The sequence below is a fragment of the Actinoalloteichus caeruleus genome (genome assembly GCF_049311605.1).
GTDB lineage: Bacteria > Actinomycetota > Actinomycetes > Mycobacteriales > Pseudonocardiaceae > Actinoalloteichus_B > Actinoalloteichus_B caeruleus.
In genome coordinates this window covers 4110317-4127034 of the sequence record NZ_CP186005.1, presented here as the reverse complement: position 1 = coordinate 4127034, position 16718 = coordinate 4110317, and the positions used below count along the sequence as shown (strand labels likewise).

The following is a 16718-nucleotide window of genomic DNA, read 5'->3' as shown; positions in this document are numbered from 1 at the left end:
CCCTGTTGCGGGCCACCCCGGTCAGATTCAGGACAGGCGTTCGCCCCTGACACCGGTGGCGGGGGCTGGCGCCCGTCACCCGTGGTGCGGCCACCGACCGGTGCCCGCCCACCGCGCTCAGCCCCGGCCCGGGCACACGACGGCCCGCAACCCCCACCGAGGGCGCATGGCCGCGAAACTCGTGGGTTGGATCCACTGCGGCACCAGGCGCAGTGAGGTCCGGGTGAGCAACCGCGCCAGCATCACGGTCAGCTCGGTCGTGGCGAACACGGAGCCCACGCAGCGGTGCGGTCCGGCGGCGAAGGGCAGGTAGGTGGCGGTCGTCGGTCTCTCGTGGACGGGTGAGGCCGGGTCCCACCGTTCGGAGCGGAACCGCAGCGGCTCCGCCCACACCCCCGGCATCCGGTGGGTGACGTAGGGGCTGAACAGGATCGTCGTCCCGGCCCGCACCGGCTGGCCAGCCACGGTGAGGTCCACCGCCGCCGTCCTGGCCGACAGCACCGCCGGCGGGTAGAGCCGCAGCGTCTCGTGGACGACCCCGCCGAGGAACGTCAACCGCTTCAACGCGGCCGCCGTCGGGGGTTCCTCGCCGCATTCGGCCAGCACCTCGGCTCGCGCCCGGTCCCACACCCCCGACGTCGAGAGCATCGCGTAGACGGCCCACGCCATCGCGGCGCTCGTCGTCTCGTAGCCGGCGGCGATCAGACTCACGGCCTGGTCCCTGATCTCCGCGTCCGACAGGGCGGTGCCCTCCTCGTCGACCCCGTTCACCAACGCCGCGAGCACGTGGTCGTCGGAGTCGACGATGCCGCCCCGCACCCGCGCGATCTCGTTCCGGATCCGCTCGTCCACCACCTCGCGGGCGGCGGTCGCACGACGCCACAGCGGCGTTGCCAGGCGTTCCCTCGGGCCGTTGAGCTGGGGGAGCGGGTCGAGGAGTCGGAGCAGTACCTCCAGGTGGTCACCGAAGAACGCGGTGTCGGCCGCGAGCCGTCGTCCGAACAGAGATTCCAGGGTGCTCCGGAGGACCGCCCGCCGGAACGTGGCGTACACGTCGACGACCTGCCCGGGCCGCCAGTCCGCCACCGCCTCGTCCGCGCTGGCGGCCATGGTGGTGACGTATCGCGCGACCTGGCGGTGGTGCACCGCCGGCGCGACGAGGCGTCGCCGGCGGCGGTGCTCGGCGCCGTCGCTGACGATCAGCGCGGTGGGGCCGTCCACCGGCACGAGGCTCTGGAAGGCCTCCCGCCACCGGAACAGGTGTGAGTTCGCGAAGACGAACCGGTTGGCCTCGGGGCCGAGGAGGAAGGCGACGTCGCGCGACCCCACCCGCAGGCGGGTGACGGGACCGCGCCTGGCGCGCAGCGCCAACAACGCGTCGCCGGGGCGGTAGCGCACCGTGCGGTTCCGGAACCGCCACACCGTGTGCCGCGTCCCGGACCTCTGGAGGACTCCCCCCGACATCCGCGCCTCCCTGCCGCCGCCACCAGGACGCCGAGGTTAGCGATCAAGGCGGCCAGCGGGAAGGGAACGACCCGCGCACCCTGGTCGGCGGGCCGGGACCGGGTCCAGCCGTGGTCGACCTGTCACGGGACCGCCCGATCCGCCGTTCCCCGGCCGACCGGGGCCGTGACGGCTGGCTCGTCGGAGACCCGGCGGGTCAGGACCTGGCCGGGCCAGCCGTTCCGTTCGAAGCGGTGGGACGGGGTGAACCCGGTGCTCCGGTAGTAGTCCACGAGCGCGCCCCCGCCACCGGCCCAGCAGTCCACCCGGACCAGGTCGATCCCCCGGTCGCGGGCCTGCCCGACGGCGTGGTCGAGCAGGGCCCGCCCCAACCCCCGAGGAGCCGACTCGCGGTCGGTGATCAGCAGGTGCACGTACAGCTCGCGTTCCTCCACCGGCTCCACGTACTCCGGCGGCACCTCCCTGGTCGACAGCGCCCCGGTCGGTGTTCCGCCGGTCTCCGCGATGAGCAACCCACCCGCCGTGGCGATGCCCCGGAGCCGGTCCACCGCCTCCGGCCGCTCGGACCAGGGCACGCTGCCCCACTGGGCCTCCCGCCCTCGGGCGGTCAACCAGCGGACGGCCCCGTCGAACAGGGTGAGCAGCACGGGCAGGTCCCGTTCGGTGCCCTCCCGAACCAGCATGGCGTCTCCTCCTCGCGGGCGTGCTTCGAGGTCACCCGAGTCCGACCAGGACGCGGGGCATCAAAGCGGCGGTCAGTCCTCGTCGTCCGCGCGTCCGCGCCGGCCGTCCAACATGCGCCTGATCCCCCGGAACGCCCGGTCGAGCTCGGAACCGAACGGGTTGTCCTGGACCAGGTACGTCCAGGTCGCGGTGGGCCGCACCAGGCCGGCGTCGTCGAGGTCGATGCCCTCGGCGGTGATCGTCGCCTCCTCGAAGGTCCTGGCGGCCCGCTCGTCGACCTCGCCGAGCAGGTCCCTGAACGCGGGGATCGCCGCCCGGTGGTACTCGTCCAGCGGGTTCTGCTTGCCCAGGGCGTGCAGGTGGATGCTCTCCCGGAGGTCGCTGAGGAACGCCAGGTGCTCGACCCAGCAGCGGTCCAGGTGGAAGAGGGTGATGCGGCGGGCCACGGAGACGAGGACCTCCTCGTCGATCTCGGCGCTCAGCTCCCGGTAGCGGTCGGGGCAGCGCCGTTCCAGCTCCCGCAGCGCGGTGTCGGTGCCGAGCAGCAGTTCGCGCCGTTCGTCGAGGATCGCCCGGTGGCGCTCCGACAGCCGGCTGTAGCGGAACGTGTTGCTGTGGATCTCCAGCAGCGCGGCGTCGGCGACCCGCTGGGCGTGGTCCAGCAGCCGTTCCGCCGCCAGCCCCGTGACCTGACCGTCCTCCTCGGTGGTGGTGGGCAGCCGGGCGTCCGGGGCGTGTCGGACGACGAGGTCGTCCTCCAGGCTGCTGAAGAAGATGGACCGGCCGGGGTCGCCCTGCCGGCCGGCGCGGCCCCGCAGCTGCTCGTCCAACCGGCGGGAGACGTGCCGGTTGGTGCCGACGACGCAGAGGCCGCCGAGGTCCTTGACCTTCTCGTGGTCGGCCTGGTCGGACCCGCCGAGCCGGATGTCGGTGCCCCGCCCGGCCATCTGGGTGGACACCGTCACCGCGCCCAACGCGCCGGCCTCCGCGATGATCGCGGCCTCGGCCGCGTCGTTCTTGGCGTTGAGGACCACGCAGTCCACGCCGGCGCGTTCGAGCAGTTTCGCCAGGTGCTCGGACTCGGCCACGTCCATCGTCCCGATCAGGACGGGTTGGCCCGTCTCGTGGGTCCGCGCGATGTAGTCGACGATCGCGGCCTCCTTGTCGGCGATCGTGGCGTAGACGCGACTCGGTTCGTCCACCCGGACGCAGGGCCGGTTGGGCGGGATGATCGACACCCCGAGGTCGTAGAAGGTCCTGAGCTGCTCGTCCGCGGCCCGCGCGGTCCCCGTCATCCCGCAGACGGTGGGGTAGCGGCTGATCAGCGCCTGCACGGTCATGGTGTCCAGCACCTCACCGGTGTCGCTGACCGCGAGCCCCTCCTTGGCCTCCACGGCGGCCTGGAGGCCGTCCGGCCAGCGCTGGAGCTCGGCGACCCTGCCCCGCGACTCGTTGATCAGCTGGACCCGGCCGTCCCGCACCAGGTAGTGCACGTCCCTGCGCAACAGCACCCTGGCGTGCAGGGCCACGTTCACCTGGGACAACGTGGTGCCCACGTGTTCCTCCGAGTACAGGTCGACCCCGCCGAGGGCGTCCTCGACGGCCGCGGCCCCCTTCTCGGTGAGGAACACGTTCCGGTCATCCTCGTCGGTGCGGTAGTGCAGGTCCGGCTTCAACGCCCGCACGAGGTCGGTGATGATGCTGTCCGGGGCGGCTCCGGCGGTCGACCCGGCCAGCACCAGGGGGACCCTGGCCTCGTCGACGAGCACGGAGTCCGCCTCGTCGACCAGCGCCACCTGCGGCGCGGGCACGATCGGGTCGGTCCCCAACCGGTCCCGCAGCACGTCGAACCCGAACTCGCTGACGGCGGCGTAGGTGACGTCGGCCGCGTAGGCGGCCTCCCGTTCCTCGGGGGTCGAGGTGGAGGAGATCCACGCCACGCTCAACCCGAAGGCCTCGTACAGCGGCGCCATCCACTCCGCGTCCCGGCGGGCCAGGTAGTCGTTGACGGAGATCACGTGCACCTGCCGTCCCCGCAGCGCGAACGCCGTCGCGCCGATGGCGCCGGCCAGCGTCTTGCCCTCGCCGGTGAGCATCTCCACGACGTCCCCCGCGAACATTCGCGCGGCCGCCAGCAGCTGGACGTCGAAGGCGGGCATGTCCAACCGGCGCCTGCTCACCTCCCTGGCCAGGGCGAGGAAGCGCACCAGCTCGTCGCGGTCGAAGGTCGCCGTGCTCCCGGCCCCGTCGTCCCCGTCGACCGGTCGGTGCCGACGCGACAGTGCCGCGAGCCGTTCGGCGAGGTCCGACTCGGTGAGCTCCCGGTACTCACCCTCCAGCTTCGCGGCCGTGGCGACCACCGCCCGGGAACGCGAGAAGGCCCGCCGCCGCGAACCACCAAGCACCTTCCAGAACGCACTGCTCAGTCGGCCCATGCCGCCTTCCTCGGAGCACACCCGTGGGAATTCCTGTTGAATGCCCGTTTCACTCAGATCCCACCATGCCTGACCGGATGAGTCGATGGGGCCAGGGGCATCCCGGCCGCCTTCCGCCGCGCAGCGCTCCGGGGGACCGGGAGCTGGTGGTGCGCGGCCGTTCCGGGAGGGTGGTGGCACCGGGGAAGCGGGCGTTCCCGGGACGGGAGCGCCCGCCTGGGGCCCCGGCCAGGGCCGGGGGTGTGGGCTGGGACGCGGCGGCCATGCCCGCGTTCGCGTCCCCTTCCGGGCAGGCCCGCACGGCCTCGACGCTTCGCCGGCACCGCTACCCGGGTGGCGGTGCCGGCAGCCGGCCCCTCCCCGAACGTGAAAGGAAATCGTCTTTCTCCTCGGCGCGACGTCTGGTTCGCTGGAGGAGTGGGTGACGTGATCAGCTCGGAACGACTTGACCTGGTTCCACTCGACGCGGAGGCGCTGTCGCTGGTGGTGGTCGGCGACGTCCCCGGGCTGGAGCGGGCCCTGGGCGTGGTGGTGCCGCCGGAGTGGCCCGCCACCGTGCCCGCCCGCCTCCGGTTGGACCAGCTCGCCGAGGACCCCGCCGAACTGCCCTGGCTGGTGCGGGCGATGGTCGACCGGGACGAGCGGCGGATCGTCGGGGTGACCGGTTTCCACGGGCGGCCGGACGACCGGGGGCGGGCGGAGGTGGGCTACGAGGTGCTGCCCGGGGACCGCCGTCGCGGCTACGCGCGGGAGGCGGTCCTCGCCCTCGCGGACTGGGCCAACGCCAGCGGCGCCGCGTTGACCTGCGTGGCCAGTGTCGCGCCCACGAACGAGGCGTCCCTGTCGCTGGTCCGTTCGCTGGGCTTCCGCCAGGTCGGTGAACGCCTCGACCCGGTCGACGGAGTCGAACTCGTGTTCGAGCGCGGCCTGCCGTTCTCCCTCGACCCCTGACGAGACGCAGCCGCTCCAGCAGCCCCGCCGCTCCGCCTCCGGGTGGGCGGGAGGCCGTCACCCCCGGCCGCAACCGGGCCACGGGCTCATCGGACCAGTCGCACCCCGGTGCCGCGCCCGGGCGCCTCCCTCGGATCTTGACCTCGACCGCGGTCGAGGTGTCAGGCTCGTCCCTCCCCGACCACCCGACGAAGGGCGAGCCGTGACGACCCCGTTCCCCCCGACCAGCGCATGGGCCGGTGATCCGCCGTTCCGCGTGTTGTCGGATCCCGCCGACCTGCCCGCCGTCCCCGAGGAGGTCCCGCCGACCGACGCCCAGGCCTGGTGCTCCTTCGTGGTGTGGGTCCCCGACCGCCTCCCCACCGGGTGCGTGGCCCGGGCGGGCACGCTGCGCCGGGAGGCGCCCCCGGGCCGCCCCGACGGCAGCGACGTCGGCAGGTCCCCCTGGTCGCGCGCCAACCCCTGCGCCTACCGGTTCGAGGTGGTCGGCGAGGGCCGGCGCCTGCGCGTGAAGCAGTTCCTCTACGACTGGGCCGTGCCCGCCCTCGACCACCCGAGCCTCTGGCGCAGCCGAACCTCCGCGCGACCGTTGGACGGGCGGCACGTGCTGTGGTTCGGGGTCGACTACCTCGGCAACAGGGGGACCTCGGCGCGGTTGGGGCGGACCATGGTCGAGCTGTCCGTCCTGGACGGCGAGTTCACCGAGGAGGAGCTCCTCGACCTGCACCGCTCGCTGCGACCAGCGGACGCCGACGCCCCGTCCCGGCTCGCCGCCGTTCCCTTCGCGGAACTGAGCTACTGGGCCCGGCACCACGACGTCGAGATGGTCGTCGTCCCGACCGGGATCTGGCGGTTCGACCGGGACGGGGACACCGCGCACGAAGGGGACTGGGTGACGCCGCCCCACCACGCGGCGCTGCTGGGCACCCTCGGTCTCCCGGAGCGCCTTGGTGGCCTGGCGGTGGACAGCGCCGCCCGCTTCACCAACGCCGAGGGCCGCACCGAGGTCGAGGTCCTCTACAGCGGCGGCCCCGACCGTGGACGGGAGCTGCGCCTGGTCGCGCAGCGCACCGGGCGGGGGCGGCTGGTCGTACCACCCCGGCCCTCCGCGCACGAGTGGGCCACGAGGACGACCACGACCCTGCGGGGGACCACGGTATGGCTCGGCTGGATCGACGAGGACCACGGCCCCTTCGACTGCGTGGGGCGCGCGGCCAACGGTGTCGAGTTCCGGCTGGTCAGCGGCAGTGGGGTGGGCCTGGACCGCCGCTGGTTCGAGTCGGCGTCGACCGAGCTGCTCGCCGGGTGGGATCCACCAGCGCGCTGAGACGCCGGTGCCACCGGCCACGCGGTGCCAGCCCGGCCAGCGCCCCTCCGTCCCGTCCCGCGTCCCGGGCCTCGCCGGGCGGGAGTCCCGAGGTGGTCCCGGGGGAGGGGGCGGTCGGGCCGTACCGACCCGCCGGCCACGGGGCGGTTACCGGATCACCGGGAGAGGGGCCCCACCCGTCACCGGTGCCTCATCCCCGCCGGGGAGAAGGCCCCTCGTCGTCCAGCCTGGTCCGCCACGGGTGGTCGGCACCGAGGTGGTTCCGGAGCCAGGTCCGTCGCCCCTCGTCCAGTCGGGGCAGCACCGCGGCGAAGTCGATCTCGTCGCGGTGCCGGGGAGCCGCCGCCTTGTAGTAGAGCTGCACCTCCGGCGCCAGCACCGGCACCCCCGTCGCGGTCCGCCAGCCGAGCCCGGCCACCGGGCGGCGCACCCGGGGATCCCGGCGGGAGACCCACTCCCCGCCGACGCGTTCGTCGACCATCAGCTGGAGGCGCCAGGGAGCCGAAGCCGTCGGGCGGCACCAGATGTCGTGCACCCGTGTCGGGAGGGGCTCGCCAGGGTCCCAGCGCCGCAGGGTGCCTGGCGGGTCGGCGGCCCACAGCTCCCAGTCGGCGAGGGCGAGCCGGAAGGTCGCGACGTCCGGCCGCAACACGACGACGTCGACGTCGGAGTGCGCGCGGACCGGCCGGCCCACCGCGAGTTCGACGGCGTGCCCGCCGGCGACCCACCACGGGGCGGCGACCTCGGCCAGCAGGGCGGCCACCTCCGGAACACCGAGCGGGTCCCACCGTCCCAGGTCATCCTCCGCGATCACCTCCCCAGCCTGCCACCTCCCGTGAACCCCCGAGGTCCACCAGAGGGCTCAGGCCGGCTGGTCGGAGTCCTAGTTGGTCCGCTTGCTGGGCAGGTGGCGTCCGATGTACCCGACGTAGACCCGGCCGGAGTGCGCCGTGTCGTCGAGGTAGTGCAGGCGTGGGCTGGTCATCCCCTGCTTGGTGATCTTGAAATGGGCGCCCATGAAGGCCCTGCCCTCCGGGCGGACCTCGACGGGTACCGGGAAGGTGCGGGCCGAGCTGAAGTACTGGTTGTTCTGCACGTCGTTCGTCTCGTTGTGCGCGTGGCGGTTCGCGGAGACGCCCCGACAGCCCCGGGGCAGGTCGCGCAGGTAGCCGGCGACGTCCCGCTCGCACCGGCCCTCGGCGCTGGCCGCGGCGTAGTCCTCCAGCGCGACCAGGGCGGCCCAGATCTTGCCCACCCACACGCACAGGGTGTCCTTGTCCGCGAGGGCCCGGGTGATCTGCTGGTCCCCGGTGAAGGCGACGTGCGCCAGCTTGTCGAGGTGTTCGAAGAGCTCCTCGTAGGTGTGCGGTCGGGCGTCGTCGTCGCCGGACGGGGGCTCCAGGTGGGACACCCGGGCGTCCCGCGCCCACAGGGCGAGGGTCCGGCGCAGCCGGGTCTCGACCGTCAGCAGTTCCTCGGCGGTCTCCGCGTGCTCCAGCTGCTCGTCCTCCCAGCCCCGTCGGAGCAGGTCGCGCTCCTCACGCAGCCGGTCGATCTCGGAGGTCCGCTCCCGCAGGCGTTCCGCGATCAACTCGCGCGTCGACCGGGCGTGCCGGGCGGCGGAACCGAGCGACCCGAGCGCGGTCAGGGACTCCACCGTCACCTCCGCGCTGCCCGTGGCGGCGAGCAGGGCCTCGGTCAGGGCGGTCCACCGTGCCCGGTCGACGAGCACCCCCTCCGGTGCCGGCTCGTCCCGGGGGGTGCCGGTGGGCTCGCCGGCCTCCTCCGGGACCGGCTCGCTCCCGTGGTCGTCGGGGGCGGTTCGGGCCGGTGGCGGCACCGCCGGGCGGGCGGGGGCTGCCGGTGATCCGTCGCCGGACAGGCCCGCGACGACCAGGCTGTCCATCTCCTCCTCGAGCGCGCGGTGCGCCCGGAGCACCGCGCCCGGGAGCGGGGAGTTCTCCGCGACCTCCCGCGCCTTCCACCCCAGGATCCTGGCGTTCTCGCGATCGTCGGACTCCACGATCCGCGACAGCCCCAGCAACCGGTGCTGCCGGGCGCCGACGCGGTCGGTCAGGTCAAGACCTGGGCGGTAGCTGCGCAGGCTCCAGGGCGGGACGGCGTAGGCGGGGCCGGCGTCCCGGTTGAACGCCTCGGTCGCCGCCGGATCGAGCACGTAGGTGGTCGCGAGCCCCGTGGTCTGGTTGAGGAGCCGACCGGCCAGGCCCTCCCACCGGGCGAACTCCACGTCGTCACCCCCGGACGATCCGGCGAGGATCGCCAGTCCCCGTCGCCCCGGGTCAGCCAGGACGGTGAGCAGCCAGTCGGTGTCGTCGACACCGACGCGGGCGGGCGCGGGGCGCAGGGTGTGCGCGCCGTCGCGGACGTCCAGCACCTCGGTGAGGGCGGTGGCCAACCGGGGTGTTCCGGTCCACACGCGGCGGTCGCTGGTTCCTCGCGGTCCGGGGGACTCGACGTCGAGCCACAGCCACGGTCGGTCCCGCTCCCGCCTGGGCACCGCGACGGTCAGCTGCGTGACCCAGCCGCGTGGCTCCCGGATCCGAGCCCGCACCTGGTGGGAGCCGTCCCGTAACCGCCGTTCGAGCAGAGCTCCCTCCACGTCCCGTTCCAGGCGCACCGACCGCCCGGGGGTCAGCGCGTCGGCCTCGTAGCCCTTGCCGCGCAACCAGGAACGCAACTGGCCGAGCACGATTCTGACGAGGTGGTCTCGGTCGCCGTGGACTTCGCCGAACATGCGGTACCCGAGCATGGCTCCTCCGGACGGGATCGCGGCTGGACCGGTCGGACGCCGTGAAGTGCCCGGGCGCGCTGCTCTCGCCGCACCCCTCGTCGGCGGCGGGGACACCGGACCGAGGGGTGGCTGAGCTGTCGGACGGAGGGTGCGGAGTTGGACGGGCGGGGCCTGGAGCACGGGAACAGCGGAACGGGGAGTGCGCGGCGTTCGGCCGGGTGGTCCAGCCTAGCGCGCCCACCACCGGGGCCGCGGCGGTTCCTGGCCGAGGATTCCTTGGTTGACCAGCCAGTTCGTCGAGCGGACGTCCTTCGAGGATCGGGGCGAGCGGCGGAGGGACCCCGGGAGAGCCCTCGCCCCCGTCAGGTGAACGGCGGCCGACCACCCCGCCCCCGGAAGTCGCCCTGCCGATCCGCTGGTGCCCGGCCCCGCCCCGGACGCGTCCGGAGCTGCTCCGCTCGCGGGCGTGGCCACCGGAGCGGGAGGTCGGCGCCAGCCGCCGACCTCCCGGCCAGGGTGGACGGTCGGTGCCGCCACCCGAGGAGGAACTCAGGCGGCGTCCAAGGCGGCTCGGACCTCCTCGGGCAGCACCAGCTGGGCGCCGTCCAGCGCCTCGTCGAGCTGGGCGACCGCGCTCACCCCCACGATGGGCGTGACCACCGGATCACCGGACGACATCCAGGCAAGGACGACCTGGTTGACGGTGGCCCCGACGGCGTCCGCCGCGTCGCGGAGCGCCCTGAGACGCCGTGCGGAGGCCGCGCCCCGGTACTCCGGCGCCAGCGGGGTGTCCGGCCGGGTGTAGGCACCCGAGAGCAGGGGGGAGTAGCCGACCAGGTTGAGGCCTTCCGCGCTGGCGTGCGCCAGGTCCTCGTCGTCGAACGCCCGCTGCGGACCGAAGGGGACCGAACGGTCCGGGACGAGGTAGGTGTACCGCTGCTGGAGGTGGGAGCACCGGGGCCAGCCGTGCCGGGCGGCCAGCTCCAGCGCGGCCACCGTCCGCTCGCGGCGGTGGTTGCTCAACCCGATGTGGGACACCTGACCGGCGGCGACCAGTTCCGCGAACGCGCCCAGCGTTTCCTCCAGGTCGGTCGACTCGTCCTCCACGTGCGCGTAGAGGAGATCCACGGAGTCGGTGCGCAGCCGCTCGGCGCTGCGCTCGAACTGCTCGCGGATGACGGCAGCCGACAGGCCCTCCGCCTGCTCCGGCCACGGCGCCCCGAGGGTGGCCGGCCGCGAGCCGACCTTGGTCGCCACCACCATCTCCTGGTGCGCTCCTCGGTCGGACAGCCACCGGCCCAGCACGGCCTCCGACTCGTCGCCGGTACCGCCGTCCGCCCAGAAGCAGTAGCAGTTCGCGGTGTCGAGGTGGCGGCCTCCCCGTTCGGCGAACCGATCGAGGATCTCCCGCGAGCGGTTCTCGTCGACCCGGGTGCCGAAGTACATGGTCCCCAACCACGGTCCGGGAGCCTCGGGGCCACGGGTGGGGTTGTCGCCGATGGGGTTCGTCACGGTGTTCTCACGACCTCGTCTCGTGTCGGTCAGCTTGGTGGGCGGGAGGTTCCCGCCGGCCCTCGACGGCGGGGGGTAGCAGGGAACGGAACAGGTTCTCGTAGCGGTCGAGGCAGCTCTCGACCCCGAACTCCTGGCGCGCCCGGTCGCGGCCCGCCTCCCGGGTCGCCGTGTCCCAGGTGAGGGTCGATCGGAGGGCGTCCCGCAACGCCGGGACGTCGCGGGGCGGCACGATCTCGCCCATCCCGGTCGCCAACACCGGGAAGCGGCCGCCGGGGAGGTCGGTGGTCACCGAGGGCACCCCGCACATCATCGCCTCCGCCTGCGCGATGCCGAAGGACTCGGCGACCGAGGGCAGGGCGAACACGTCCACGGAGGAGTAGAAGTCGTTGATCTCCCGCCCGCGCAGCAGGCCCAGCACGCGGATGCGGTCGTCCCTCGCCGCCGCCGCCCGGACCATGTCGATCACGCTGCCACCGGCGACGGTCTCGTAGTCCCCGCCCAACAGCAGGCGCGCGTCGGGGTCCTCGATCTCACCGAAGGCCCGCACCAGGTACTCCAGGCCCTTGTCGGGAACCATCCTGCCGAGGAACCCGATGTGCGGGCCGGTGGTCTCCCGGTACCCGGGCTCACCGCCGGACCTGTCCAGGCACGGAGCGGGGATCGCGGTGAGTCGGGCGTCGGTCAGCGTCGGCCACTGCTCCGAGTGCCTCGCCTGGTCCTCGCTGTTCACCACGACCGCCGTCGAGCGGCGCAGCGCGGTGCGCACCGACCGGCGCACCACCCCCGTCGCGATCCTGTTGACCAGGCCGGGTGGCAACCACAGGTCGATGTGGTAGGTGCTGACCACCGGGACCCGGAGCCGGGGGACCAGGACCGCCGCCGACTCCAACATGGGCAGGTGCAGGTGCAGGACGCGCGAGCGACGCGCCACCCGCCGCACGGTGGAGGCGAAGGACGGGCTGACCGTGCCCCGGCCCACCGTGGCCACCACCGGTGTCCGGTGGACGTCCACACCCCCCAACCGCTCCCGCGTCGGCAGCGCCGGGTCGTGGCGGGCGGCGACGACGGCGACCCGCCACCCCCGCTCGGCGAGCCCCTCGGCGACCACTCTGGCCACCTCGGTCAACCCGCTGACGTAGGGCGCGTAGTAGTTGACCGCCACGCACAGGTCGTAGTCGACGGCCGGCGACGGAGCTGAGGTCACGAGGCATCACTTCCCGAGGAGGAGATCGAGGGGGGAACGCGGCCGGCGGAGGGGACCGCGACCACGGGGGACGGCGTCCGCCTCGCCCGCCGGCGCCCCGACCAGGAGCTGTGGGCGAAGAGCGTGACATCCGCCAGAGCGAGGAGCAGCCGGCTGATGGTCGCCACCACCACCGCCGCCGGCACCGGGAGGCACGTGCTCAACATGAGGACCAGCACGCCCTCCCGGACCCCGAGGCCGTCGGGCACGAGGAAGGCCAGGCTGCCCGCCACCATCGCCAGGGCGAACCCGCCGACCGAGGGCAGCACGGCGGCCGCCGGGTCCGCTCCGAGCCCGACCGCGAGCACCCACACGTGCGCGCCGGTCACCAACCAGGACAACACGCACAACCACACCGAACGGCGGAGCGGGGCCAGTGGTACCGGCGCGAGCCGGGCGCGCACCGCCGGAACGCTGGTGGCCAGGCGCGTCGCCAGCCGGAGCAGCCACGGGGTCAGCAGCAGCACCAGGACCGCGCAGGCGACGGCGCCGAACACCAGCCACTCGTCCTCCCACCGGGCCGCCGCCACCGGCAGGGCGACCCCGGCCCCGGTCGCCACCGACACGGCCAGGTACACGCCGAAGGCCGCCGTGATCTGCGCCGCCCTGATCCCGAGCCCGGCCGCGAGCTGGGCCTGGAGCACCACCGACCACATCACCCCCGGTACGTACTTCCCAATCGCGCCGGCCGCGAACAGCCGAACCGCGTCACGCGCGGACACGGGACCAGCCAGCGCCACCAGCGGTGCCCGCCACGACAGGGCGGTCACCACGACCCCGAGCACCACGGGCACGAACGCGGCGGCCAACAACCCGGGGTGGAGCGCGCCGAGCGCGGCCCCCAGCTCGTCGCGTTGCTCCACGATGCCGTGCCCGACGAACACGGCGGCGGCCAGCAGGATCCCCACCGTCACCGTGGTCCGCAGCCAGCGCAGGCCCGCCAGTCTGGTGACGGTGGCGAGCAGCGACGCCACCAGCGTCCTCGGCCCCTCGTCGTGCCGGGCGGGCGCACTGGCGCCGACGGCGGGACCTCCGGGCCCCGCCCCGTCCGTCTCCCGCTGGGGGTGTGGTGCCGACGCGACGGCGGCGCCGTCAGCCTCGAACCCGGCGACGTCCCGGGCGTCGCGGTACCCGCTCACCGGTCCCCTCCTACCGAGATGCGCGCGATCTGCACGGAGTGGTCGGACAGGCCCGCCGGGTCCTCCAGCCGGTAGTCGTGGGCCACGACGCCGTTGCGGACGAACATCCAGTCCAACCGCCACAGCCGGAGCGCGGAGCTCAGGTCCCAGGACACCGGGTGCACCGAGGACCCCGCGTCCGCGGCGTCCTGGCCGAGGTCGCGGATCCGGCGCAGGTCGCCCATGGCCGGGGTGGTGTTGAGGTCACCCCCGATCACCCCCGGGCGTTCGTCCCGGGTCGCACTCGCCCGCAGCGCGTCGTAGGCGGCGACCCGCCGCTCGTCGCGGGCACGCAGCGTCCGGTAGAACTCGCCGGACAACGGGCTCAACGTCGGGTCCATCTGGGCCCGCACGTGCACGTTGTAGGTGGACAACGCGGCACCTCCCGGAGCGGCCACGTCCACCCGGAGGACGTCGCGGTGACCGACGGCGGGCACGTCGAGGACGGGGAGCCGGGACAGCGTGACCAGGTGGCCCCTGATCACGATGTCGTAGTCGGGGAAGCGTGCCTCCAACGCCGCCTCCTCGTCGATCGACACGATGCGGCCGTCCACGAAGTCCAGGTACTCCTGGAGGAGGTAGACGTCGGCGTCGAGATCACGCAGGTGCTGGTAGAAGTCATCGGAGTCGTCGGTGCGATCCCAGTACTCGGTGTTCCAGGACACCACCGTCACGGTCGGGCCGGCCGGGTCCCCGGGGCCGGGCGTCAGCACCCCCAGGGTCAGACCGCTCTGCGGCACCGCCGCGACCAGGCCGACGAGGGCCACCGCGAGCAGCCGCCAGCCGCCCCGTACCAGGGGCACCGCGAGCGCGAGCGACGCCGAACCGACCAGGTAGGCGATCGGCGGCACCACCGAGAAGGCCAGCCAGAGGTGCCACCGGCCGGACACCACGAGGTTGAGCAGCACGAAGGCCGTCCAACCGCAGGCCGAGACGCCAACCAGCGTTCGGAGGACGTGCCGCGCCCGCCCACCCCCGCCCGCGTCCGGCCCGCCGCCGCCCGGTGGCGGGCCCGGGTTCCGCGTCAGCACCGCGTCAGCCACCAGCCACCCCCTCACGCAGCGCATGGCTCACCGGCCGCTCGCCCGCCGGCCGGTAGCGCCGGCGGAAACCACGGGAGGTCACCCAGCGCAGGACCCCGCACCCGGCGGCGGCCGCGGTGGTCACGTTCATCAGCCAGTGCAGCGGTACCACCGCCGCCAGGAACCGGGCACCACCGTGGCCGAGGGCGGCGCGGAACAGCGCGCGATCGCAGAACGCGAACGCGGTGAACAGGGCCAGTGGAACCGCGGCGCCCGGCCACCCCAGGAACAGCGGGAGCGGGGCGGAGGCCAGGGACAGCGCGGCCGATCCGACCGCCACCGGCCGGTAGGCCGTGTCCCGGGTCGACGGCCGCGCCCCACCCGGCCGGGCGAAGAGGGCCACCAGCGGCACCGACCGCGTGAACTGCTTGCGCAGCAGGACACCGAGCCGGTCGTCGTCATCGTGCCGGCCCAGGACCTCGGGGCTCAGCACGATCCGGGACACCTCGGCCATCCGCGCCCCGTACTCGACGTCCTCGGTGGAGCGGAGGTTCTCGTCCAGCGGTCCGACCTGGTCGAACACCGACCGGCGGATGGCCCCGAGCGAGAAGAACGCAGCCCGCACGTCCCCAGCGCACCGACGACGCCACAAGTGCCCGTGGAACACCTTGTACCGCTCGACGGCACCGTCGTCGACCAGCGGCACCGAGTCGTAGATGCCGCACACCGACCCGACGTCGGGTTCCCGGCGCAGCAGCTCCACCGCCGTGGCCAGCGCGTCCGACGCCAGTTCGACGTCCGAGTCGAGGAAGAAGAGCACCTCCCCCCGGCTGGCCGCCACACCGGTGTTCCGCGCCGCCGACACCCCCTGGTTCGGGGTGCGGATGACCCGGCAGTCGAACCGGCTCGCCACCGCCACCGAGTCGTCGGTGCTGCCGTCGTCGACGACCAGCACCTCCACCCGGGGGTAGGTCTGCCCGAGGACCGCCTGGAGGCAGCGGCCGAGGGTGCGCGCGTAGTTGAAGTTGGGGATGATGACCGACACCAACGGCGTCCAGTCCGGTGCGCCCCGCCCTGGATCGGGGGCGGCTCCTCCCGGCGGCGCGACCCGCCCGGCGCTCACAGGGCACCCGCCACGACGAGCACCGCCAGCCACAGGCCGGCGTTGACGACGGTCGGCACGTCCCGGAACAGGTCGGATCCCGGGTCGCCGCCGGTCCGCCGCACCGTGACGAGCTGGAGGTACCGGAAGACCGCGAAGGCCGCCAGCGGGAAGGTGAGGACCACCAGCGCCGAGGCCGCGGCGGTCGGACCGAACCCGACGAAGTTCGCGTAGCTGAGCAGCGCCGCGGCGAGCGTGACGACGATGACGTGGTCGAGGAACGTCACCGAGTAGCTGGCCAGGGTGGGGCGGTGCGCCAGCGCGGCCGGGTCACGTTCGACCAGGGTCAGCTCGTGGCGGCGTTTCCCCACCGCCAACAGCAGGCACGCGCAGTACACGCAGATCATCAGCCAGGGGTCGATGGCGGCGCCGACCGCCAGCGAACCGGCCACCGCCCGCAGGACGAACCCGGTGGCCACCACGGAGACGTCGACGAGCGGGCGGTTCTTGAGCACCAGGCAGTAGGCGAGGTTCAGGGCCAGGTAGCCGCCGATCACCAGGGACACCGCCCACGGGAGCAGCAGCGACCAGAGGACCATCGCGGCGCACCCCGCCGCGATGAGGAACCACGCGGTCGCGGTGCTGACCCGGCCGCTGGCGAGCGGGCGGTTCCTCTTCACCGGGTGCAGCCGGTCGGCCTCCCTGTCCCGCAGGTCGTTGAGCACGTAGACGGTGGAGGACGCCGCGACGAAGGCCAGCACCGTCGCGAGGAGCGGCCAGAGTCCGGGCAGGACGGCGGCGGGTGCGGTCAGCAGTGGGGGGAGCACCACCACGACGTTCTTCACCCACTGCTTGGGCCGGACCAGGCGGAACAGGTCCCGGGGCCCGGCGCGCCCCGATCTCGCCGGGGCCAGCGGTGCGCTCCCCCTGGCGGAGGCGTCGCCGGTCGGGGGCGGGGTGGAGGGCGGATCGACGTCCCCGGGTCGGGGAGCGGGCAGCGTCGGGGTCTGGTTGGTCTCCAGTGCGTGGTCCACGCGGTTCCTCT

13 protein-coding genes are annotated in these 16718 nt (G+C 73.8%); 2 read left to right on the top strand and 11 right to left on the bottom strand.

The window, feature by feature from the left end; genetic code table 11:
- Window positions 1-117 precede the first annotated feature (117 nt).
- The 3 genes from ACOJVX_RS16530 to secA2 all read right to left on the bottom strand — a co-directional run bounded on the left by ACOJVX_RS16530 (window position 118) and on the right by secA2 (window position 4583).
- Entirely contained in the window at window positions 118-1464 is a 1347-nt protein-coding gene (locus ACOJVX_RS16530) for a cytochrome P450 (protein WP_418155996.1), read from the bottom strand.
- Between the two features lie 122 nt (window positions 1465-1586).
- The gene (locus ACOJVX_RS16525; protein ID WP_081715400.1) at window positions 1587-2147 is read right to left on the bottom strand and encodes a GNAT family N-acetyltransferase; all 561 of its coding nucleotides are present in this window, start codon (window positions 2145-2147) and stop codon (window positions 1587-1589) included.
- A 72-nt stretch (window positions 2148-2219) separates the two neighbouring features.
- Window positions 2220-4583: an accessory Sec system translocase SecA2 gene (gene secA2 / locus ACOJVX_RS16520; RefSeq protein WP_026418662.1), complete on the bottom strand. Its 2364-nt coding sequence runs from the start codon at window positions 4581-4583 to the stop codon at window positions 2220-2222.
- 426 nt (window positions 4584-5009) lie between these two features.
- On the opposite strand from secA2, the gene ACOJVX_RS16515 reads away from it, so the two are divergent.
- On the top strand, window positions 5010-5534 hold the full coding sequence (locus ACOJVX_RS16515) for a GNAT family N-acetyltransferase (protein WP_248784478.1): 525 nt from the start codon (window positions 5010-5012) through the stop codon (window positions 5532-5534).
- Between the two features lie 202 nt (window positions 5535-5736).
- Window positions 5737-6861: a hypothetical protein gene (locus ACOJVX_RS16510; RefSeq protein ID WP_418155993.1), complete on the top strand. Its 1125-nt coding sequence runs from the start codon at window positions 5737-5739 to the stop codon at window positions 6859-6861.
- A 190-nt stretch (window positions 6862-7051) separates the two neighbouring features.
- Here the strand turns inward: ACOJVX_RS16510 and ACOJVX_RS16505 are convergent, their stop codons facing one another.
- The 8 genes from ACOJVX_RS16505 to ACOJVX_RS16470 form a co-directional block, all read right to left on the bottom strand.
- Window positions 7052-7675: a nucleotidyltransferase domain-containing protein gene (locus ACOJVX_RS16505; RefSeq protein WP_418155992.1), complete on the bottom strand. Its 624-nt coding sequence runs from the start codon at window positions 7673-7675 to the stop codon at window positions 7052-7054.
- A 69-nt stretch (window positions 7676-7744) separates the two neighbouring features.
- Window positions 7745-9631, bottom strand: a complete 1887-nt coding sequence (locus ACOJVX_RS16500) for a hypothetical protein (RefSeq protein WP_026418666.1) — start codon at window positions 9629-9631, stop codon at window positions 7745-7747.
- A gap of 531 nt (window positions 9632-10162) precedes the next feature.
- Window positions 10163-11125, bottom strand: a complete 963-nt coding sequence (locus ACOJVX_RS16495; RefSeq protein ID WP_422646906.1) for an aldo/keto reductase — start codon at window positions 11123-11125, stop codon at window positions 10163-10165.
- A 7-nt stretch (window positions 11126-11132) separates the two neighbouring features.
- On the bottom strand, window positions 11133-12332 hold the full coding sequence (locus ACOJVX_RS16490; protein ID WP_043509757.1) for a glycosyltransferase family 4 protein: 1200 nt from the start codon (window positions 12330-12332) through the stop codon (window positions 11133-11135).
- Window positions 12329-13510, bottom strand: coding sequence for a lysylphosphatidylglycerol synthase domain-containing protein (locus ACOJVX_RS16485; RefSeq protein WP_051313906.1), 1182 nt, complete (start codon window positions 13508-13510; stop codon window positions 12329-12331). The genes ACOJVX_RS16490 and ACOJVX_RS16485 overlap by 4 nt, the downstream gene beginning before the upstream one ends.
- Window positions 13507-14592 carry an endonuclease/exonuclease/phosphatase family protein gene (locus ACOJVX_RS16480; RefSeq protein ID WP_155886108.1) on the bottom strand — a complete coding sequence of 362 codons (1086 nt, stop codon included), beginning with the start codon at window positions 14590-14592 and terminating at the stop codon, window positions 13507-13509. The genes ACOJVX_RS16485 and ACOJVX_RS16480 overlap by 4 nt, the downstream gene beginning before the upstream one ends.
- Entirely contained in the window at window positions 14585-15616 is a 1032-nt protein-coding gene (locus ACOJVX_RS16475; protein WP_103056501.1) for a glycosyltransferase, read from the bottom strand. Before ACOJVX_RS16475 ends, ACOJVX_RS16480 begins: the two co-directional genes overlap by 8 nt.
- A 74-nt stretch (window positions 15617-15690) precedes the next feature.
- The gene (locus ACOJVX_RS16470) at window positions 15691-16707 is read right to left on the bottom strand and encodes a UbiA prenyltransferase family protein (RefSeq protein WP_051313909.1); all 1017 of its coding nucleotides are present in this window, start codon (window positions 16705-16707) and stop codon (window positions 15691-15693) included.
- Window positions 16708-16718: the final 11 nt, after the last annotated feature.